Annotated in this window: 14 protein-coding genes; 10 read left to right on the top strand and 4 right to left on the bottom strand. The window is 56.3% G+C overall.

Annotation, left to right across the window (positions count from 1 at the left end):
- Nucleotides 1-97 precede the first annotated feature (97 nt).
- The 3 genes from Pla52nx_RS02920 to Pla52nx_RS02910 are packed head-to-tail and all read left to right on the top strand — an operon-like array spanning nt 98 to nt 7564.
- Complete coding sequence (locus tag Pla52nx_RS02920; protein ID WP_146518199.1) at nt 98-1513, top strand: DUF1501 domain-containing protein; 1416 nt, start codon at nt 98-100, stop codon at nt 1511-1513.
- 49 nt (nt 1514-1562) lie between these two features.
- Nucleotides 1563-6176, top strand: a complete 4614-nt coding sequence (locus tag Pla52nx_RS02915) for a DUF1549 domain-containing protein (protein WP_197454239.1) — start codon at nt 1563-1565, stop codon at nt 6174-6176.
- Nucleotides 6177-6208: 32 nt separating this feature from the next.
- Nucleotides 6209-7564, top strand: a complete 1356-nt coding sequence (locus Pla52nx_RS02910; protein WP_146518197.1) for a c-type cytochrome domain-containing protein — start codon at nt 6209-6211, stop codon at nt 7562-7564.
- Here the strand turns inward: Pla52nx_RS02910 and Pla52nx_RS32850 are convergent.
- Nucleotides 7474-7887 (bottom strand): DUF1501 domain-containing protein, encoded by a 414-nt coding sequence (locus Pla52nx_RS32850; RefSeq protein WP_390620364.1) that lies wholly within the window; start codon nt 7885-7887, stop codon nt 7474-7476. The genes Pla52nx_RS02910 and Pla52nx_RS32850 overlap by 91 nt on opposite strands.
- Before the next feature lie 260 nt (nt 7888-8147).
- Between Pla52nx_RS32850 and Pla52nx_RS02900 the strand changes: the two genes are divergently transcribed.
- From Pla52nx_RS02900 to Pla52nx_RS02875, 6 genes are all read left to right on the top strand, one after another.
- Entirely contained in the window at nt 8148-9266 is a 1119-nt protein-coding gene (locus Pla52nx_RS02900; protein WP_146518195.1) for a serine hydrolase domain-containing protein, read from the top strand.
- A 354-nt stretch (nt 9267-9620) separates the two neighbouring features.
- On the top strand, nt 9621-9989 hold the full coding sequence (locus Pla52nx_RS02895; protein WP_146518194.1) for a hypothetical protein: 369 nt from the start codon (nt 9621-9623) through the stop codon (nt 9987-9989).
- Between the two features lie 485 nt (nt 9990-10474).
- Entirely contained in the window at nt 10475-11179 is a 705-nt protein-coding gene (locus Pla52nx_RS02890; protein WP_146518193.1) for a CDP-alcohol phosphatidyltransferase family protein, read from the top strand.
- 156 nt (nt 11180-11335) lie between these two features.
- Nucleotides 11336-12211, top strand: coding sequence for a DUF1206 domain-containing protein (locus tag Pla52nx_RS02885; RefSeq protein ID WP_146518192.1), 876 nt, complete (start codon nt 11336-11338; stop codon nt 12209-12211).
- A gap of 146 nt (nt 12212-12357) precedes the next feature.
- Entirely contained in the window at nt 12358-12702 is a 345-nt protein-coding gene (locus tag Pla52nx_RS02880) for a beta-lactamase hydrolase domain-containing protein (protein WP_146518191.1), read from the top strand.
- A gap of 521 nt (nt 12703-13223) precedes the next feature.
- Complete coding sequence (locus Pla52nx_RS02875) at nt 13224-14252, top strand: NADP-dependent oxidoreductase (protein WP_146518190.1); 1029 nt, start codon at nt 13224-13226, stop codon at nt 14250-14252.
- A 52-nt stretch (nt 14253-14304) separates the two neighbouring features.
- Here the strand turns inward: Pla52nx_RS02875 and Pla52nx_RS02870 are convergent, their stop codons facing one another.
- The 3 genes from Pla52nx_RS02870 to Pla52nx_RS02860 all read right to left on the bottom strand — a co-directional run bounded on the left by Pla52nx_RS02870 (nt 14305) and on the right by Pla52nx_RS02860 (nt 17094).
- The gene (locus tag Pla52nx_RS02870; protein WP_197454237.1) at nt 14305-14850 is read right to left on the bottom strand and encodes a GNAT family N-acetyltransferase; all 546 of its coding nucleotides are present in this window, start codon (nt 14848-14850) and stop codon (nt 14305-14307) included.
- Nucleotides 14847-15713 (bottom strand): alpha/beta fold hydrolase, encoded by an 867-nt coding sequence (locus Pla52nx_RS02865; protein WP_146518188.1) that lies wholly within the window; start codon nt 15711-15713, stop codon nt 14847-14849. Before Pla52nx_RS02865 ends, Pla52nx_RS02870 begins: the two co-directional genes overlap by 4 nt.
- Nucleotides 15714-16095: 382 nt before the next feature.
- Complete coding sequence (locus tag Pla52nx_RS02860; RefSeq protein ID WP_146518187.1) at nt 16096-17094, bottom strand: C-terminal binding protein; 999 nt, start codon at nt 17092-17094, stop codon at nt 16096-16098.
- 369 nt (nt 17095-17463) lie between these two features.
- On the opposite strand from Pla52nx_RS02860, the gene Pla52nx_RS02855 reads away from it, so the two are divergent.
- On the top strand, nt 17464-21564 hold the full coding sequence (locus Pla52nx_RS02855) for a ThuA domain-containing protein (RefSeq protein ID WP_197454236.1): 4101 nt from the start codon (nt 17464-17466) through the stop codon (nt 21562-21564).
- Nucleotides 21565-21815 lie beyond the last annotated feature (251 nt).

Genomic DNA, 21815 nt, shown 5'->3' with positions numbered 1-21815 from the left:
TCGCCGGTTTGAGTTAGTCGGATCGTAGCCTAGGCGGCGTGCCTGCATCGCACACGGGCAGCCCGCACCACAGAACTTTGTCCCCACCGAGAACTCCATGTCATTTCGTGAAACAAGCACGCCAACGGGCTGCAGCGAATTTCGACGTTTCAATCGCTTGAACCGCCGGCAAGTATTGCACGCCGGTGCGATTTCGGCGATCGGTCTGGGCTTGGGTGATCTGGAATCCCGACTGGCGTTTGCACAAGAAAACGGCCTGAGCACGCCAGTCAAGCGTGCCAAGGCGTGCATCTTTCTGTTCATGTGGGGCGGGCCAAGTCAACTGGAAACGTTTGACATGAAGCCCGCTGCGCCGGCGGAGGTGCGTGGCACATTCAACCCGGTCTCGACCAAGGTTCCCGGCATTCAAATCTGCGAGCACTTTACGCAGCTTGCTTCGATGACGGACAAGTTGGCGATCATTCGCTCGCTCACGCATGACGATCCCGCCCATTTATCCAGCGGACATGCGACGCTAACAGGACAGCTCGCGCCGGTGCTGAAAAGCGACGCTGACCCGCCAAGTGCCAAGGACTCGCCGCACTTGGGTGCACTCGTATCGAAGCTTCGCCCCTGTGCGAATGGTTTGCCATCGTTCGTTGCCATGCCATGGAAAGCGTTTCACCCTGCTGCCCCCGGCGGCGAAGCACCTGGGCAACACGGTGGTTGGTTGGGCTCCGCCTACGATGGCATGATGCTCGGTGGTGATCTGAATGATCCCAAGTGGCACCCGCAAGGACTGTCGCTACCGGCGGACATTGGGATCGGACGGTTGGAATCGAGAGTGGAATTGCTGAAGACGCTCGACGCCCAGCGTGCGACGTTGCAACGCTCACTGGGCGCGTCATCCTACGGGAACCATCAAACGCGTGCGATGGAGATGATCGGCTCAGGCAATGTTCGCTCAGCGTTTGATTTGACTCAGGAAAGCGACGCCACGCGTGAACGCTACGGTCGCAACATTCACGGGCAATGCGTCTTGATGGCTCGGCGACTTGTCGAACACGGCGTGCCGTTGGTTTCTGTGAATTGGCACAACGACGGAAAAAACTTTTGGGACACGCACGGTGACAATTTCAACCGTTTGAAGAGCGATCTGATCCCCCCAGCCGACCGCGCACTGGCAGCACTCTTGACGGACTTGGAAGAACGCGGCTTGCTGGACGAAACCATCGTGGCGTGGGTCGGCGAGTTCGGCCGTAACCCACAAATTACGGCGAACAATGCTGGCCGCGAACACTGGCCGTTCTGTTACAGCGGACTACTGGCCGGCGGCGGCATTCGGCCCGGCATGGTATATGGCTCAAGCGACAAACATGCTGCTTACCCCGCGTCCGATCCTGTCTCGCCGCAGGATTTCGCAACGACGATCTTGCACGCGATGGGTCTGCCAATCGAAACCGCGCTACTCGATCGTGAAGACCGACCTCACCGAATCACTTCAGGGAGGGTTTTGCATGAACTCCTCGTTTAATGACAACTCGTGTAATGGAAACAGTTCACCTGCCTACCGAATGAAGCCCATGCGAAATCGAACGTGCACGCTTTGCTTAGCGAGTCTAGGATGGCTGTGTTTGACGCTTCAAGCCATCGCCCAAACGATCAACTCGGTACAACCGCGAACCTGCAAGCCGGGACAAACGACACAGTTGGTGATTCAAGGCACTGACCTGAACGACTCGCTACGAATGGCATCTAGCGATGAATCTGTGAAGTGGCAAGTCGAAAAGATTGAGCCTACTCAAATCACCGTCGCTCTGACACTACCCGAAGACGCGCAACTTGGCCCGATGAGTCTTTGGTTGGCCACATCGACGGGCGTGGTCAAACCACATGTGGTCATCGTCGACGATTTAGATGCGGTACAGGGCACCGGCAACAATCACTCGAGCGAAACGGCGCAGCAGCTATCCACGCGATCAACCGTCGAAGGCGTTTGCGATGCATCGGTTAGCGATTTCTATCGAATCCACGCAACTGCTGGTGAGCGGGTTGCAGTCGAAGTCCACACGCAACAGCTTCGCTCCGCGATGGATCCAGTGCTTCGTGTGCTCAATGCCGCTGGAGAGACACTCATGCAAGCTGACGACAGTTTGGTCGGTCCCGATTGCCGGTTCAGTTACCGATTTGCGGAGGAAGGCGACTACTGGCTTGAGATTCACGACAGTCACAATGCCGCCGGTGGCGCAGCTTATCAACTGCGGATCGGTGACTTTCCCATCGTCAATCAGTGTTATCCACTGGCGGTACGCAGCGGCGAAAAGACTTCGGTTGCCTTCACTGGACCCGATGGAGAACGTTTGCCTGCACGTGAGATCGACGTTCCCGCGCAAGCTCAAGAAACCATGCTGGCTCGTACCAAATTCGACGATGGGCAGTCTTCTAGTTGGCTGCCGCTCTATTGCAGCGCTTATGAGCAATTCAATGAATCCGACTCAGCCGAAAGCCTGACGTTGCCGATCGGCATCAACGGTCGTTTAGGGCAGCCGCAAGAAGTCGACAGCTATCTCATCCACGGTGCCAAGGGGCAAGTCATTCGCATCGCTGCGAGAACGCGAAGCCTTGGCAGTCCCGCGCTCTTGCAGATGCAGTTGTTCGATCCTGCCGGAAAGAAGATTGCGGAGACGAAAGTCACCGATGCTGACGAATGGAGCTTTGACGCGACGTTGCCTGAGGAGGGCGACTATCGTTTGGAGGCAACTGATTTGCTGAAACGCGGCGGCGATGAGTTTGCGTACCACATTGAGTGCGTTCCATCTGGATCGTTTAGCGTTGTGCTCAAGGCAGATGCAAAGACGCGAGAAGAATTCATGATTGAACCTGAGCACGGTGCATGTGCTCTGGACCTGCAAGTCTTACGGTTCGGTTACGACGGTGAGATCGAACTCGCGCTGAGGGACGCGGAATCGGGTTTACGAATCGTGAATCCTCGGATTCCCGCGAAAGCCGTCGAGGCGAAGATCTACTTGACTGCGAATGAAGCATGGAAATCGGACAGTCTGGACGTAGTTCGACTCAGTGCGTCTTCCGTCGACAACCCAGAACAAAGCTGCCTGGTGCACAGTCACGCGTTGCGACGCGTCAAGGAGCCGTTTGTGCTTGCCCCTATGACGCAATCCGACGGTGCAGTTGTGCTTGCCGCTACCACGACAACTGATGCGCCGTTCACGATGGACCCCACCGCTCCGGTACAGTTCGCTCGTCCCGTTCTTTCGCACTCGGCATCGCTGAAGCCAAAGCGACTTCAAGCTGAATTCAAAGCGGGCGTCGACGTGCTCCCCGGTGCGTTGCCTGCCGGTTGGACCGTCAGCACGAAAGTGGATAAGGAAACGTACACGCTGACGCTGGCACGCAGCGACCAAGCAACGGGTGAACCTGATCGACTGCCGTTGCTGGTCTTTGGCGATTTCAACGGACACGGACGTATCGAAACCTACAGCTTGCCGATCCAGTGGATTGATCCCGTCCGCATCACGACAGAATTCCGGGAACCGATTGTGCGCGGTGGTCGAGTTCGCGTGGAGGTGCATCTACTGCGAGAGGGAAGTGATCCGCAACCAGTAACGATTGCATTTGCGAGTTTACCAGCCGGCATCACAGGCCCTGAGTCGACTGTTATCGCCGCAGATCAAACGCACGCGGGATTTGATTTGCAGATCGCGGCTGATGCGGCGCTCGACGTTGCTCACGAGCTAACCATCAACGCCACCAGCAAGTACGCGGGGCAAGATTTCACGGTCAAGTCAATACACACATTGGCGAAGCTGGACGAAAGTCCCACGAATCTAATTGTGTACCCGAGCGAGATCGTGTTTGCAGATTCGCGTAGCAGACAGCAACTGGCGGTCACCGGAACCGACGTGCAAAACCTGCCGCGCGATTGGACTCGCCATGCACGACTCACTTCATCCAACCCGCAAGTTGCCGACGTGCGTGATGGAGTCGTTTTTCCGATCGCAGATGGAGAAGCCGAAGTGATCGTCGAAGTGGGTTCGCATCGACAAGTCATCCCGGTACGAGTTTCCAACGTCACCACGCCGCGTAAGATCGAATTCGAGTCTGAGGTTTTGGTCGCACTGTCCAAGCAAGGTTGTAACTCGGGCGCCTGTCATGGATCGCCGAGCGGCAAAGGCGGGTTTCGCTTGTCGTTACGCGCCTTTGATATGAAACTAGATGAGTTAACGTTGATCCGCGAAGACTTCGGTCGTCGGACGAACTCGCTTGATCCCGAACAAAGCCTGCTCTTGCTCAAGCCGTTGATGAAAGTAGCCCACGGCGGTGGCAAACAGTTGCGCAGAGACGATGCAGCTTACGCGATTTTACGTGATTGGATTGCCAATGGTGCGACCGCAGACCCCGCACACACTCCACGTGTCACAAAGCTTGAGGTCTATCCGAATCAAAAACAGATATTGGCGGTCAAAGACGGTGGCCAGCAACTGGCCGTCACGGCGCATTTCGCAGATGGCCGCAAACGTGATGTCACGCATCTCGTCGCCTACGAAACTTCCGACACGGCTGTTGCGACCGTTGACGTCAATGGCTTTGTGACCCCACACGAACGTGGTGAAGTTGCGATCTTGGTGCGGTTGCTGGAATACATCGAATCCGTGCAGTTGATGTTCGTCGAGAACTTGGAGGGATTCGAGTGGAAGTCTCCCAAACCAAATAACTACATTGACGAGCTGGTGAATGCCAAGTTGAAACAACTGCAATACTTGCCTGCAGAAACTTGCAGCGACGACGAGTTCCTGCGACGGGTCAGTTTGGACGTGCTCGGGATCTTACCCACCATTGAAGAAACAATTGCGTTCTCGGCGAGCACTGACAAGCGAAAACGCGAGCAGTTGGTGGACGCGTTACTGCAAAGAGAAGAGTACGCAAAATTCTGGTCGCTGAAGTGGGGCGACTTGCTGAGGATGACCAGCAAGCTGGTCGGCGACGAAGGAGTCTACAAATACCATCGCTGGGTCGAACAGTCGTTGCACGAGAACATGCCATACGACCAGTTTGCCAAAGAACTGCTCACCGGTGCCGGCAGTACGCTGGCAAATCCGCCTGCGAACTTCTATCGCACGTGCACCGACATGAACGAATGCGTGGAAACAATTTCCCAGGTCTTCCTCGGTGCGAGGCTGCAATGCGCGAAATGCCACAACCATCCATTCGAGCGATGGACGCAAGACAATTACTATGGACTCGGAGCGTTCTTCAATCGTGTCCAGCGTCGCAAAACAGATCGACCAGGCGAGATGTTTGTCTACACCGACTTTTCCGGCGACGTGACCCAACCCAGAACCGGACAAGTCATGGTCCCATGGTTGCCGCAAGTCGGCAGCATCGAATCGCCGGGCGACACCGACCGACGCATCGCGTTCGCTGATTGGTTAGTGAATCCTGACAATCCGTATTTTGCCAGAATCGAAGCCAATCGCATTTGGAGCCAACTTTTCGCACGAGGCATCGTCGATCCCATCGACGATTTCCGCGACTCGAATCCTCCATCGAATGCAGCGCTGCTAGATGCACTCGCGAAAGACTTTGTCGAAAGCGGCTATGACCGAAAGCACTTGCTGCGCGTCATCTTGAACAGCCGGACCTATCAAGCGAGTTACCAAACGACGGATTTCAACAAAGAGGACGTCAAGTTCTTCTCGCATCAAGAACCTCGTTTGTTGGGAGCAGAACAATTGCTTGACGCAATCAATCGCACGCTAGCGCTCGAGCAGAAGTTTGGCAGCCTACCGGCAGGCACGCTCGCCACCCAATTGCCCGCTCCAGATGTGGTCAAAGTCGATTTTCTAAAAGTCTTCGGCCAACCTGAGCGAAGCACCGTTTGTGCATGTGAACGAGCCGAGGATTCGAATCTGGGCATGGCCATCGAACTCTTCAATGGCCCAATGATCCACGGAAAGTTGCGAGACGCCAATAATCGTTTCCGCAAAGCCTTGGCGGATGGCAAGCCGGTCGAAGAAGTCATTCGCGAAATCTATTTGGCTGCCGTCTGTCGTCCACCGTCCGAAATCGAGTTGAAAGCCGCAGCTGAACATTGCAGCAAGAATCCAGACCCCGTCGTTGGCGTTGAGGATGTTTGTTGGGCGTTATTCAATACCGACGAGTTTTTGTTCCAGCATTAGAGGTTCAATTTTCTTTAAGCCCAAATCGATCCATGAAACAATTTTTCATTTCTGCTGTTGCGCTATGTTACTTTTTGACCCAAGTGTCGATGGCCTGGGGCGACGACACCGTCCCGGTCAGCTTTTGCAGTGACATTGCTCCGATCCTGCTGGACAGTTGCTTGGCTTGTCATGGTCCCAAGAAAGCAGAAGGTGGCTATCGAGTTGACACTTACGACGAGCTGCGTAAGGCGGGTGACTCGGGCGAATTGCCGATCGCTGCTTCGCCGGATCAAGTCAGCGAGTTGCTGCGACGTATGACTTGCGACGACGAATCGGAACGAATGCCAGCTGAGAGCGAACCTCTCGCGCCGAAGCAGATTGAATTGATGAAGAAATGGATCGCTGCTGGCGGTAAGTTCGACGGTGAGAGTTCTGGCCAATCACTGGCGCTGGTTATTCCACCAGTGCGATACGCTGACCCGCCGGAAGTCTACAGCCAAGTCATTCCAATCACGGCGACGATATTTTCTCCCGATGGCAAACTGATTGTCACCGGCGGCTACCACGAATTAGTCGTCTGGAGTACCGAAGACGCGAAACTCGTTCGGCGGATCCAGAACGTCGGGCAACGCGTTTTGGGCCTCGCGTTTTCATCGGATGGGCAGACACTGGCCGTCGGTTGCGGTGAGCCTGGACGAAGTGGAGAAGTGCGACTGGTTGATTTCAATTCAGGTGAAATCAAAGGCGTTGTTGCGAGAACAAACGACGTCGTGCTGGACATCGCCTTTCGGCCGGGAACAGATGAACTTGCTATCGCTTCGGCCGACAGCACGATTCGCATCGTCAATGTTGAAACCTTGCAGGAAATTCGAACGATCGCGAGTCACGCGGATTGGGTTACTGCGGTTACTTGGAGCGATGACGGCACGCGGCTGGTATCGGCCAGTCGGGACAAGTCGGCAAAGGTGTACGATGGAGCCACGGGTGAATTGCTTTCAAGCTATTTAGGACACGCAGCGGCGGTGCGAGGCATATCGATTCTTGCCGACAACAAGCAGGTTGTTTCCGTTGGAGCTGACAATAAACTGCACCGATGGAATGTCGAAGGCGCCATGAAAGTTGCCGAAGTTGGTGTTGGTGGTGAAGGTTACAAACTACTCCGCCGCGGAACCAATCTTTTCTTGCCCTGTGCCGATCACCGACTCCTGCGAATCGACCTAGCCACCAATAAAATTGTCCAGGAATACAAAGGGCACAGCGATTGGGTGCTCTCAGCATGCTACCAGAGGACCACAGCGGGCGTCGACAATGGCCACTACATCGCCAGCGGTTCTTTCGACGGAGAAGTTTGCATTTGGAACATCGCCGACGCCGCGATCGTCCGCAAGTGGATCGCCAAACCGTAGCCATGAGCTTGCTTGGCAAGCAACGGCAAATGCTCGCAGCATTGAACACCGGGCGCTGGCGTCGAGATAGGCTGAAATGGACCGCGATACTCGGCGGGTGCATCGGGCTTCATGTCCCAGGTGTCGACGTGTGACGCGCCACCACATAGAAAGAAAAGGATCACTGACTTGGCCTGGCCACCACCACGTAGGTTGCTTGCATCGGGCAAAGTTGTGAGTCTATCGGCCAGTGCCTTCGCTGGCGTGCCGAAGTGCAGCCCTGCGAAACCGCTGGCGGATGCAACGAGAAACGCGCTAAGAGTCGTCACGAAGACCTGTTGCACCCGTTCTCTTTCGGCGGAGCATTCGGTGTCGCTGGGTGGCCGACGCCCACTTGATCTCTGGACTAGGCCAATCATTCGGATACCTGAAGCCAACCCAAACAGCAAGCCATCAAAGCGGTTACGATGGGACGTGAAAACAAGTACGCAACCGTCACGAGCAATCTGCCTACATTTGGGTTGGCGAACGGATCTGCGGGACTCTGGCGATCGTACCAAATGCCAACTACTGCCGAGCCATTACCGAGAAGAGTAACTGCGACATGAAACGACGAATCTTTCTGGGAAGTGGTCTAGCTCTGACGCTTTGCCCTCGCGCGGGAGCTGGTATTGATGAATCGCAGCTTGAAAGCGCTGGCAGGATCCTGGCCAATGCTGCCGAGCGAGGGGAGGTACAATCGAGTGCTATCTTCGTCCAGCAGAGCTCGGATGTCTTTTCGCGAACGTATGGCAAAGCGAGTGACACCGATGCGATGTTCTTGCTGGCGTCGATTTCAAAAACGATCTCGATTGCCGCTGTGATGACGCTTTTCGATGACGGACGCTTTGAGCTGGATGATCGCGTTCAGCGGTACCTTCCCGAGTTTCAAGGCGCCGGGCGTGAGAAGATCACGATCCGCCAGTTGATGACGCATGTTTCGGGGCTTCCCGATCAACTTCCCGAGAACGCCCGACTACGCGCGTCGCATGCGTCGCTTTCCGAGTTCGTTGCCGCCGCGGTCAAGACGCCGCTGTTGCTGGAGCCCGGCAGCCGATACAGCTATTCAAGCATGGCGATTTTACTGGCTACCGAAGTCGCCCGGCGGATCAGTGGTCGTTCGATTACAGACTTGGCGCACGAGCGGATCTTTAAACCACTGCGGATGACGCGCTCGGCGATGGGTCTCGGGGCGTTCAAGATCTCGGACGTCGTGATGAATCAGGTCGATCGGGCTGCTCCTGAGTCGGGCGCGGGCGATCCATCGACGAAATCTTGGGACTGGAACAGTCCGTACTGGAGAAAGCTTGGGGCTCCTTGGGGTACTGCTCACGGTTCGGCGGACGACGTCGCTCGTTTCCTGCACGAGTTTCTGCATCCGACCGGACGGATCCTCAAACCAGAAACCATCAAGCTGATGATCAGCAATCAGAATCCACCGAACATTCGACCACGTGGGCTGGCGTTTGATCTCGGGCAAATCGGCAATACACCTTACCTGAGTGAAGAAACCTTTGGGCACACTGGATCAACCGGAACGATCTGTTGGGCCGATCCGTCGACGGATTCAATCTGCGTGATTCTGACGACGCTGCCCTACCAAGCGGTCTCTCCCCACCCCAGGGATCTGGTCGCGACAAATGTCGCCAAGGCGTTGCGAAAACCCTACGCCAATGGCAGATGAGTTCACACCGTACGCCGACAATGCTTACCTTTCGATTGGTCCTGGCGGACAACGGATGTATTCGGCTGAAGGGCGCGTTTGGTCGGGCGGCGTCAGTTGAGGACCGTCGAAACACGAACAGAACGATCTGCGTTGTGGAACAAGTTCTCGGGGTGCCCTGTACGCTGGCGGCGGCTTCTCGCAATCTCGTTTGACCCGAGGTTGCTGTGATCGGGTTGGCTTCGCTTGCTTTGGGCAGATCCGCGTGTAGGGAATGATTCGGAACCTGTGCCAGAGGGTTAACGCCAACGCTCCCGTGACTAGCCACCAAGATGAAACAGCGCCCGACGACGGCACAAGAATCGTCAACAGAAGTTGAGCCGCAACGATCAGCCAAGCAGCGGCGATGATCTGCCCCCGCGGAAAATCCCAGCCACGGATGAACCAGATGGGATGCGAGCTGAGGTTCAACAGCGACCCCATGAGCAAGCTCGCTATCGCGAGTATCAGCACGGCTTCGACGATGATGATGGTGATCATTTGTTGCCCGAGTTCGGCGGTCTGGTTGGTCGGTTACTGGAAACCTTCCCGTGCGAACGACATACCGGAATAGGCTTTGCTATGAAAGGGAACGTAGTGCATGAGCCGTATCGCACTGGGCGTATCGCACTGGGCGTATCGCACTGGGTGAATCGCACTGGGCGTATCGCACTGGGTGACGAGTCCCAGCAATTGGATGCGTAGGCTCGTCCAATACCTCACTTCATCCACAACCGCTTTGCATTCCCATGACGATCAATGTGGCAGAGTCAAAAACGTCCAGCGGCCAGCTCGCACCACACCAACCTCACGCTAAAAGATTGCGATTGCCGTGGCGTTGATCCGTGATGTTGCTACCGGGGTTTGTGTTCGTCGCCAGTAGCTTAATTGTGCTATTGACGATCGCAGCTGGTGGCCCCAGTGAGCCTCAGGCGCTAGCCGTGGGCCTGAGGCGGATTGTGGTGCCGGCCCACGGCTAGCGCCTGAGGCTCACTTTGATTGCGCTGCATGGAACGAAAACATGGACTGAAAAAACAATGTCAACCCCAAACTTTGAGCAGTCCTGTCAATCCTGGCCGGTACACCCGCCGAGGTCGTTTACGGCAACATACTTGCAGTGGACGAGGCAACAAGCCTTCTTTCGTACTCGTCTGTAAAGGGACTCTTTGCCTCGTCCACCACTCGAAAACATGTCGTCGACCAAAGCCCCCTACCTCGTTCATCTGCTAACCGCCTCGGGTGTCATTCCCGCGGCGTTTGCCGTTCGGGAAATGGTTCAGCCGGAGTGTAATGTCGTGGTCGTGTTCGGCTTACTGCTGCTAACGACACTGATCGATGCGGTCGACGGTCCGCTTGCTCGTCGGTTTGACGTGAAAGAGACCGCCGCCAGTGTGGACGGGCGTGTCATTGACGATTTACTCGACTATCTCACGTTCGCCTTCATTCCATTGATGCTGATCTGGCGGATGCAATGGATGCCAAGCGGTTTAGGATGGACCGTCACGCTGGCGATGATGGCTAGCTTGCTTGGGTTCGCCCATCGAGAGGCCAAAGACGAAGCCCGCGGCGTCTTTCGTGGATTCCCATCGTATTGGAATTTGTACGCCATTTACGCCGGAGTCTTCTCCACTCAAATCAGTCCATGGTTGACCGCGAGCATGCTGTGGATCCTGACGGCGTTGACCGTGATGCCCGTTTGGGTGCTATACCCCAACCTTGCGCCCCGGAAATGGAAGAGGCCCATTTTTCTTGGAGGCATCGTTTGGGTTGGCTGCTTGGCGTTCATCTTGCTTTCTGATTATCCAAGCTCGCCGATGTCGATGGTCTTACTGTCGCTTGTCTATCCGGCATTCTATGTGGTCGCTTCGGTGAAGCATGCGAGGCTGACGCGTTGAGCTCGCATAGTTGCCTGGGACAGCCTGACGTCCTGCTGTACCGCCGGGTTGCAAGCCGTCGGCACGATTCCGGCATGAAGTTTGCATCCCCCTGGTAGGCACTGGCACGCACATTTGCAAATGATCCCTACTCCATATCCATCCTGAGTTCAGTCCATGTCCATCACACAACCTGCCACCGGTCGCGATCCCGATAGTCGTTCTTGGCATGGCTTTGAAACACGATCCATGCCGGAAGTCCCTCCTTGGGTCGAAACGCTCGGTCGTTTTGGTCACGTGGCCAAAGGGGTTGTCTATTTCATCATCGGATTTCTCGCTTTCAAGCTGGCGGTCGGAGCAGGTGGAGAAATCTCGGGATCACGCGATGCTATTCGTGAGATCGGACAACAGCCCTTCGGGCAGTTCTTGCTTGGTCTGACATCGATCGGCTTGATCGGATACACCGCTTGGCGATGGGTGCAAGCCGCCAAAGACACCGAAGGCGTTGGCGAGGATGCAAAAGGCATTGCCAAACGGATCGGCTACGCGGTCAGCGGATTGGGCTACCTGATGCTCGGTTGTTTTGCCGGTTCGTTGGCATTGGGCATCGCCGGAACGTCCAGATCTGGTGATGAAGGCATGACGAGTAGCCTGCTCGACTCCACGTGGGGTCGTCTGGTACTTGCAGTTGCGGGCGCGATCACGATCGGCGTCGCGGTTTATTTTGTCTACAAAGCTTACAGAGCCAAGTTCATGACGACGTACCAAATCAACAAGATGAGCGAAACGGCTCGCAAGGCAGCGCTCAACGCTGGTCGCATCGGTTTATCGACGCGTGGAGTTGCGTTCGCGATCATCGGCGGCTTCATCCTGATGTCCGCGATCCGAGGAACCTCCGATGGCGAAATCGCAGGCATGAGTGACGCACTCGCGGCCATCGCCGCTCAAACGTATGGAAAACTCCTAATCGGGATCACGGGGTTTGGGCTAATGTGTTATGCCGTTCATATGTTCCTGATGGCCCGCTACCGTAAATTCAACGTGACATCATGAGTTTCTCGCGAAATGTGCCTTCACGGCCAATCGTGCGATCGGCGGTCACCGCTAAGGTGGCGAAGCGGCTGACGAGCGTCCAATCGCCGGTCAGTCCTGCCACCAGAAACTTAGCTTCAGAACAACTTATCAGCCGAGGAGACAACATGCCCAACCGTATGAAATTCAATGATCAACTGACTGTTGGCCCGCAACCCAGTGAGGACGAGTTGATATCGCTACCCAGTGAAGGGTTCCAATCGGTTATCAATTTCCGAACCGATGGGGAAGACGAGCAACCGCTGTCGCCCACGGTCGAGGGCGAGAAGATTGAGGGCATGGGACTGAACTATCTGCATGTGCCTGTTGCGATGGATGCGATGGACGAATCGAAAGTCGATCAGTTTCGAGAGCAATATGAATCGCTTCCCAAACCGGTGTTCGCCCACTGCAAGAGCGGTAAGCGTGCCGGGGCGATGATGATGATGCACACCGCTTCCAACGCTTCGTAAACAATCCGAAGGTGAAATAGGTCAATATCAAATTGACTGTAAGAAACGGCTTGCGGTGAAGGTTGCGAAGACGCGTATGCCGGGTTGCCAGGGATGGTTCTCGGCGTGGGGTTCACAACGTTCCTGGCAGCATGCAAGCTTGGAAGAACGCCGGCTATGTGGTGCAGTCGGGATCGCCGGCGTAGTGACAACCACTTTACAACGTTGCTCAGCCAGCCCATCCCTGTAGTGCTGACGCAGCTTTTTATCGATTTGTGGTTATTGTCTTAGTGCTGCGATTTTGAATTGACCTTGATTGGAAACGATGCAAACACCAGCACGACTTCAACTCCGACATTCTTGATCGCCCTACAAGGCTGGACCAGTTCCGAGGCTGGACCAGTTCCGATTGGTTGGAGGGGTGCATTTATTCTTGTGAACCGACAGGATCACAAATTGCGTGCCATTGAGAGACGGAGACCGGAACAGAAGTTGCACCATCATTGCTCCAATCAATCTCCCAATCCAGCAAAGAAGCAGCCATGAGTACAACCACCAACGCAACGAAATCACAGCAAATCGAGCTCGCCTCGCGACCCGACGGCAGACCAGAGCCATCCAATTTTCGATCTCGCACCGTCGAATTGTCACCGATCGAGGATGGACAGTTTTTGGTGAAGAACCTCTGGATGTCGGTCGATCCGTACATGCGTGGCCGGATGAAGGCCGGCGACAGTTACGTACAAGCGTTTAAGATCGACGAGCCGCTCGAAGGCGGATGCGTGGGGGAGATCGTTCAGTCGCGGCACCCTGGATTTAGCGAAGGTAAACTCGTGCTCGGTCAACTCGGTTGGCGTGAATACTGGAAGTCCGACGGTGAAGGCGTGCAGGTGGTCGATCCGGAACTTGCTCCGTTGCAAGCGTACTTGGGTGTGCTTGGCATGACGGGGATGACCGCTTGGGTGGGCTTGAACAAGATCGCCAAGCTGAAACCAAACAGCACCGTGTTCGTATCGGCGGCTTCCGGTGCCGTTGGATCGGTGGTTTGTCAACTGGCCAAGGCAAAGGACTGCCGCGTCATCGGTAGTGCGGGCAAGCCAGAAAAAATGGAGTGGCTCAAAGACAAGGCCGGGATCGACGAGTGCATCAACTACAAGGAGGTCGACGACTTATCGTCTGAGCTTGCGTCGCTCGCTCCTGATGGCATCGACGTCTACTTCGACAATGTCGGCGGCGATCACTTGGAGGCGGCGATCGACGCGATGAATGACTTCGGCGTCTGCGTCGAGTGCGGAATGATCTCGACGTACAACGCAACAGAGCCGCAACCGGCCCCGCGAAACTTGTTCAAAGTCATCGCTAAACGCATCCGCATGCAAGGATTCATCGTCCGTGACCACATGGACGAAAAGGACGAGTTCGCCAGCGAGATGGCTCCGTTGATCCAAGACGGCAAGCTGTTGTGGGAAGAAACCGTCACCGAGGGTCTCAAGAACGCCCCCGATGCATTCATCGGGTTGTTTGAGGGCAGCAACCTAGGCAAGTCACTCGTCCGCATCTCCGCCGACTGATCCGAGCTCAGTCCCGCCGCCTCGCGAATTGCGTTCTCATTGAGGACGGTTCTCACGGGGCCAATGGAAACAGTTTTTGCAGGATGGCCAGATCGATCCATTGATCGTTCAAGCGACCGATTTCCTTCTGGATCCCCACCAGCTCGTAACCGTAACGGTAATGAAACCGCATGCTGCGTTGGTTGTCCGCAATGATCTTGGCCACGGCATGGTGAATGCGTTGCTCGACGCAGTGCTGCTCGATGCGTTGCTGCAGTCCGTCGGCCGCCCCCGAGCCGACGGAGGTCGAGTCCAAGTAGATCGCGGTTTCGCAACTGTGTCGAAACCCAAATCGATCGCTGAACGTTCGAGCGGAAGCCCAACCGAGCAATCGTCGATCACCTTGCGATTCAGCCACGAACCAACCATCACGCGGCCAACCGGGTTCGGGCGAAAGCTTGAGAAACGATTCCATCTCATCGAGTGTCGTCGGCTTGGTTGCAAAGGTGGCCCCGCCCGATGCGACGTAGTGGTTGTAGATCCTGGCGATCTCCGCCGCGTCGCTGACTTCGGCTGCGCGTACGATCCAGTTTCGATTGGACGTGGTGTGGTCCGTCACGATGAGGGAACTCCGACGATTCGAGTCTTTTGCCATAGCTCGGTGATCGCAGTGTGGATCGCTTGGGTCTGTGATGCGTTGGGCATCCCGCTGTGCGATACTCCAGCCAAGGGGACGATCGTGATTTCGCCTGAGTACGCCGAGACGACTTCGTTTTGCATCATCGGGGGAACAAGCTCGTCGGCCAGCGATTGGATCAAGACCGCCGGGCAAGTCACTTGAGGCGCAGTGACCATCAAGTTCATCGTGTCACAAAGGCTCTCAGCGATCGGCGCGGTCCATTTGCCCAGCGGGTATCTCGCAGCGGCTCGTTTGACCACGTCGATCAGCGGCGGCGGATTTCGCAGGATGATCCCGTTGACTTGTGGCTTGTGAGCAGCAACATACATCGCCAAGACGCAACCGAGGCTGTTGCCGGTCAACCAAATCGTGGGCGGCTTTTCGGCGCCGTGCAAGCTGGCATGACGATCCAGCACATGGTTGGTGAACGCGACCGCGGACGCACCCAAGGTTCGCAAGCTCGCGCGCCCGTGGCTTTGTCCGTACCCGGGCGGATTGCAGGTCCAGATCTCGCTATGGACGCCGGGCAATGCATCTGCGGGAAACGATGTCGCTCGCTCCGCGCGACCTTGTGTGCCCGGGAATTTCAAAACGATCAGATCCGGAGATCGCAGCTCGTCATTCTCAGCAGGGGAGCCGGGTTGCGGTGAAACCGAATGCTGAAAAAAACATTCCAAATCCCCCACCGGTCCATCAAACACCACACGCGTCTTGGGCGCAAACTCGATCGGATGCCGCGTCGGTCGCAGCACCATTCGGTCGAGTAATCTGCGGCGGATCTGCTGGATCAAGAAAGTAACCATTACGTATTGGTGTCACATGGCGAAAGAAAGTTCCGAGGAGCCTGGGAAACTCACCCGACAAATTATGGACCAAATCGTCCGCAAGAACACCGCCAATCGACGCGGTGGCTGGGAAAGAGCTCATAAGGCGAGAGGCAGGTGAAAATTTTCCCTGTAGTGGACGAGGTCACGAGTCCTCGACGCGGTTTTTCGCTGCAGGGACTCGTGACCTTGTCCCCTACGGCGGGTACGGATTCATCTGCCGCTCGCCTAGTCCGGATAGCGCATCAGCCGCGGCGCGATAACGTCCGGTTCTCGTGTACGGGAGGAAGAACCGGACGCTATCGCGTGGCGGCTGATATGCGCAGACTGCTTTCCTACCAATCCGGGCTAGACGCAACCGCTATGCATTGACGACGTTTCTCAGCGGCTGGCCTTGCAGGGCACGCAGGACCTCCCGGGCTCCTTTGGTGCGAAACTCCTCGCAGCCTTCTTCGCAATAGAACGCCGTGTGGGGGTTCAGCAGCAATCGATCGTGGGCCGGATGGCTGGGGTCGCGCCAAGCCGCCAAGATCGGGGAATCCTCTGGCGGTGGTTCATGCTCCAGGACATCGATCGCCGCGCCGGCCAAGTGCCCGTCGGCCAACGCGTCGACGACGGCTTGGGAATCGACCACACCACCACGAGCGGTGTTGACCAAAAATCCTCCCCGGGGAATTTGCCGTATTTCGTTCGCCGAGATCATCCCACGTGTCTCTGCCGTCAATGGGCAATGCAAACTGACGAGGTGCGATGTCGACAGCAACTCGGCCAAGCTTTCCGAGCGATGAATCCCCAACGCTTTATCGACGCCATCGGGCAGGTAGGGATCATAAAAGGACACTTGCATCCCGAACGCTTTGGCTCGCATGGCCGCCGCGGTACCGATGCGTCCACAACCGATGATCCCAAAGCGACGACCGCGAAGGCGGAATATCGGTGCGGCTTGATCGACATTCCACTGGCCGATGCCTCGACGCAGACGGCTGTTGAGAAAGTGGCTGCCGCGTGCAAGCGTGACCGCCATCGCCACCGCCGAATCAGCGACTTCCTCGGTCCCGTAATCGGGAACGTTGCAAACCGGAATGCCACGCTCTCTGGCCGCGGCGATATCAATCCCATCGTAGCCGACACCGGGACGAACGATCACTCGACAGTTCCGCAGCCGATCGATCGTCGCACGGGTGAGTCGAAAGTAGTGATAGACCATCAACGCATCGGCGTTTTCGACCTGTCCGATCAAGTCCGATTCACGCATCGCACCCAAAGCGACCACATCGGCTACTTCGTCAAGGACAGCTCGTTCGTGATTGAGGGGTTCGACGATCAGGTCTGTGATCACGACGCGAAAACGTTCTGGCATGATAATGGGTCAATGGCGATGAAGGCGAATCGTTGGCACGCAGGCGATCACCTTGGGACGTGCGGAAAACAAGTGTCCTGTCTCTTTGCAAAAATCACGCGGAGCGATGATTGCTACATGAATTTCGCGACACTTATTTTCCACACGTCCCGAGTGATGAGGATTTGGTGATATTAGTTAACAGCCTATCACTTGGATTTGCCGGATGCGAGCACTAGGTTTTTATCTTCTTTGACAACGAAACCGCTCGCCCGCTGCAGGGGAGACCTCAAAGCATCTATCATGGCGTTCTGCGGACTGCCCCGTCACACCGAGTGCGAGAAGCCATCCACCCTCATTTTCGATCGCCCTCCCGAGATCATCACGATCATGTCGTCCTTTCAACTTACCTTTGTTTGTTTGGTCCTCTCCGCTGTTGCGTTGTCCTTCGAACCACGGGCAGGTGCCGACACACCTTTCGCGGACGGACTCGTTGTTCACTTGGACGCGAGCAGAATCAGCGACTCACAGAAACTTGGCCCCGTACATCAGTGGGACAATCTGGTAGCAGGTATTAGCGGGTTTCGGCAAAACGATGCGGCTGCACAGCCTGAGTTGCTGAAAGTAGGCGAGTCCTTTGTCGTGCGTTTCGACGGCGATGGTGACCACATGCGAAGCGTCGGCACTGACCGCATCGGACTCACTGAGATGTCTGTGTTCGTTGTTGCCGCTCCTCATCGGAACCCGGGAGACTACAGCGGACTGGTCGCTGCCAATGCCAAGCAGCAACGCGACTATCAATCGGGATTCAATCTCGACTTGGGTGCTGCATCATCGCTGAAACTCGACACCATCAATGTCGAAGGACGCGGGTTCGGCGGAGCACGCGATTTGTTGAATCAAAGTCTTGCGTTCGGGGCGCCGCGTGTTTTCACGGTGATCGCAGACCCGCAAAAACGATTGATCTCGTTGCGAGTTGACGGCAGTGCTGCAGGTCAGCGAGCCAGCCAGGGAGAGGTGATGTCGTTTGATGAATTGACGCTCGGTGCCAGATACTACACCAACGGTCCCGGTGAACAACAAGTCCGCTGTGGACTTGATGGTGATATCGCAGAGCTGTTGATATACGACCGGACGCTTTCGGTAGCAGAGATTCAACAGGTCGAGACGTACCTGACGAGCAAGTATTCGCGACTGAGGATCGACTTGCCTGCGACGCTGGATATGGCCGTTGATGCGACGCCGCTGGTGAAGGCGGAGAACCCGCCTGCGATTCAGATGCTGCTGCCAGGATTTACCGTTCGGGAGATTCCGGTCGAACTGACCAACGTCAATAACGTACGCTTTCGATCCGATGGAAAGCTCGTCACGCTCGGATACAACGGCGATATCCATCTGTTGAGTGACACTGACGGTGACGGACTGGAGGACAGTGCAAAACCATTCTGGCGCAACACTGGCAGCTTGCGAGGTCCCATCGGGATGTTACTGACCCCAGACGAGTACGTTCACGGAAAAGGGGTGTTCACGCCCAGCAAAGGCATGCTGTCGTTGATCGTCGACAAAGACGGGGACGACGTTGCCGATGACGAAATCGTTGTGGCGAGCGGCTGGGATGAAATCACTCAAAATGTCGACGCGACCGGCGTGGCAATGGACGACGAAGGTTACCTCTATTTTGGTCTCGGCACGGCGAATTACGCCAACGCTTATTTGATCGACGATCAGGGCACGGCCCAATACGACATCAATAGTGACCGCGGCACGGTACAACGCGTGTCACCTGATTTCAAAACACGCGAAACGGTATGCACGGGAATCCGATTCCCCATCGCATTCGCATTCAATCGCGAGGGAGATTTGTTTTGTAGTGAACAGGAGGGTGCGACTTGGCTGGCCAACGGCAACCCGTTGGATGAATTGCTGCACATCGTGCCTGATCGCCACTACGGATTTCCGCCGCGACATCCCCGCCACAACCCCGACGTGATCGACGAACCATCGGTGTTCGATTATTCACCACAGCACCAGTCGACTTGCGGGATGGTTTTCAATCAGTCCGTCAACGGTGGCCCGGTTTTTGGCCCCGACTGGTGGGCGGACAGTGCGATTGTGTGTGGCGAGTCGCGTGGGAAAATCTGGCGGACACAGCTCTGCAAATCGTCCAACGGATATGTCGCGTCGACACAATTGATCGCTTGTCTGCAAATGCTGACAGTCGATGCCTGCGTCGCGCCCGATGGTGATTTGGTGGTTGCCTGCCACAGTGGTCCGCCGGACTGGGGGACGGGGCCGACAGGGATCGGAAAACTATTTCGCATCCAGATGTCGGATCCCGAGGCGGCCCGTCCGCTGCTGGCGTGGCCAAGTTCGCAACGCGAAATTCAAATCGCGTTTGATCGTCCACTGGACGCAAACATGCTGAAGGGCATCGCGGACCAAATCGTGATCCAGTATGGAGACCATGTCCGTGCGGGCGATTCGTTCGAAAATCTGGTTCCGCCGTACGCGGTGGTGCAGCGTCAATTACTCGCTCCGCGAAAGTCGCTGGCGGTTCGAGGTATCTCGGTGTCCGCCGATCGACGCAACGTTTTGATTCAGACCGATGCGATGCCAGTCAGTTCGCACTACTCGATCTCGATTCCCTACGATAGCGGCGGGGCGAGCGTGCCGACCGATGCGCTTGGTCAGCACGGACAGCACAGGCAACTCGATATCGACCTGACGCTCCATGGCATCGAGACAGCGTTTCGTTCGTCCGCTGCGGATGACGCGGTGTGGAGTGGATGGATGCCCCATCTCGACTGGCAAGTCAGCAATGAGCTAACACGACAGAGCGTGTCGCATGATGAGTTGCGATCGATGATCGGTCAGGGCGGCGTGTTATCGATGCAGACAAAGCTGGATCTGTCCGACATTCTGCGGCCGAAGGTACAACCGGGCTCGACGCTCGACTACCAGTGGCCCGAAGAACAAGTGACCCTGGTAGTGAGATCGTCTCAGCCCTTGACGCTGATCAGTGCCGGCAAGACAGCGGTTGCCACTCGGACGAACGATGATCGCTATGAAGTTCGGCTGGCTGTCCCTGCTGCCGACGCTGAGAGTTTTCCTTTGACCGTGGAAACTTTGGTCAAACGCGGCACAGAGCCGGACTTGACCGTTGCCGTTTCGACCAATGAAGACGACCGGCTGCGTGCATTGCCGCTGCGGCGATTCTTCTTGCCATGGTCGACGAAGTCACAGCAGGAATCGACTCCCCCATCGAACACTAAGGTCGCGGAGCTCGATGGTGGCAACTGGGGTGCCGGACGCAGGGTCTTTCATAGTGAGGCGGCGAGTTGTTGGAAATGCCACGCGATTCACTCAGCGGGACCAAATATCGGCCCGGACCTGACGAACCTGGTGCACCGAGACTACGCATCTGTTTTGCGTGACATTCAAAATCCCAGTTTCGCGATCAACCCGGACTACTTGGGGCAGACGGTGTTGATGAACGACGGTCGCGTGTTGACTGGCGTGCTGCAAACCAAGGACGGAAAGTTGTCTCTGGCCGATGCGACGGGAAAGCTGACGTTCATCGACAAGGAGGCGATTGATACGATCAAGCCGGCTGAGGTTTCGGTGATGCCCAAGGGGCTGCATGAAAAGCTGACGCAGACGCAGATGCGTGATCTGATGACTTTCCTGTTGACCCCGGCACCGCACATGCCGCTGGATTCACCGCTGCCCGCTCCGCCGGTTCGCACGCAAGCCGAAGTCGCATACGTGCTGGCCGATTCGCAACCGTTGCCCGATACGCTCACTCCCTTGCGTGTCGTGTTGGTAGCGGGCAAAAAGGATCACGGACCGGGCGAGCACGATTATCCGGCTTGGCAAATTCAATGGGGACAACTTCTGGCCGCGGCTGCCGAAGTCAGCGTGGAGCTGGCGTGGGACTTTCCCAGTGATACACAACTCGGTCAGGCCGACGTGCTGATCTTCTTTCAGAAAGGCACGTGGAATGACACGAGACAAGAAAAGATGGACTCGTTCTTTGATCGCGGCGGCGGAGCGGTTTACATTCACTGGGCGGTCAACGGTGACGACCGCGTGGCGGACTTCTCCGATCGCATCGGAATGGCGTCGCGGGGCGGCAGCATCGGGTATCGACACGGCCCCCTTTCACTGGCCGTTCACAATACGGATCACCCGATCATGCGCAACATCGAACCGCTGCAATTGTACGACGAAAGCTACTGGCGACTGACCGGTGAACCGTCGGACGTGACTTTGTTTGCAACCAGCATGGAGGACGGTGCTCCACAGCCGCAGTTGTGGTCCTACGAACGCTCAGCCGGACGGGTCTTCGTCAGCATTCCAGGACACTACAACTGGACATTCGACGATCCGATTTTTCGCACCCTCTTGCTGCGGGGAATCGCGTGGACGGCAAAGCAGCCGGTGGATCGCTTCAATGAACTCGTTCCGCTGGGCGCGAGAATGTCAAAGTAGCTCGGTGGTGAGCGGTTGCCGTTCGAAACCCTAGGTTCTGACCTTTTCACGTAGCCGCGTCTCTCCGAGACGCGGCTACTCCGAGCCTCGGAGAGGCTCGGCTGCGTGGGTTTCGCGACACTTGTTTTCCACACATCCCCCAAGGCGCGAGACTCAGAGCCGACGCCAAACAATGCGATTCCCGTGTGGGTACAATACCGTTCGTGGAATCCCATCATGGAGATGGCCTATCGCCTGAACCTTTCAATGGC

Source organism: Stieleria varia (assembly GCF_038443385.1).
In the GTDB taxonomy this organism is placed as follows: Bacteria; Planctomycetota; Planctomycetia; order Pirellulales; family Pirellulaceae; genus Stieleria; species Stieleria varia.
Note: the sequence above shows the minus strand (reverse complement) of the source record. Positions and strands in the feature narration are given on the sequence as shown.

What these genes read in the sequence shown, in the direction of transcription:
- Pla52nx_RS02875 (WP_146518190.1), top strand. Translation starts at nt 13,224, where the DNA reads ATGAGTACAACCACCAACGCAACGAAATCACAGCAAATCGAGCTCGCC.
- Pla52nx_RS02865 (WP_146518188.1), bottom strand. Translation starts at nt 15,713, where the DNA reads ATGGTTACTTTCTTGATCCAGCAGATCCGCCGCAGATTACTCGACCGA.
- Pla52nx_RS02880 (WP_146518191.1), top strand. Translation starts at nt 12,358, where the DNA reads ATGCCCAACCGTATGAAATTCAATGATCAACTGACTGTTGGCCCGCAA.
- Pla52nx_RS02860 (WP_146518187.1), bottom strand. Translation starts at nt 17,094, where the DNA reads ATGCCAGAACGTTTTCGCGTCGTGATCACAGACCTGATCGTCGAACCC.
- Pla52nx_RS02920 (WP_146518199.1), top strand. Translation starts at nt 98, where the DNA reads ATGTCATTTCGTGAAACAAGCACGCCAACGGGCTGCAGCGAATTTCGA.
- Pla52nx_RS02855 (WP_197454236.1), top strand. Translation starts at nt 17,464, where the DNA reads ATGTCGTCCTTTCAACTTACCTTTGTTTGTTTGGTCCTCTCCGCTGTT.
- Pla52nx_RS02890 (WP_146518193.1), top strand. Translation starts at nt 10,475, where the DNA reads ATGTCGTCGACCAAAGCCCCCTACCTCGTTCATCTGCTAACCGCCTCG.
- Pla52nx_RS02900 (WP_146518195.1), top strand. Translation starts at nt 8,148, where the DNA reads ATGAAACGACGAATCTTTCTGGGAAGTGGTCTAGCTCTGACGCTTTGC.
- Pla52nx_RS02885 (WP_146518192.1), top strand. Translation starts at nt 11,336, where the DNA reads ATGTCCATCACACAACCTGCCACCGGTCGCGATCCCGATAGTCGTTCT.
- Pla52nx_RS02910 (WP_146518197.1), top strand. Translation starts at nt 6,209, where the DNA reads ATGAAACAATTTTTCATTTCTGCTGTTGCGCTATGTTACTTTTTGACC.
- Pla52nx_RS02915 (WP_197454239.1), top strand. Translation starts at nt 1,563, where the DNA reads ATGCGAAATCGAACGTGCACGCTTTGCTTAGCGAGTCTAGGATGGCTG.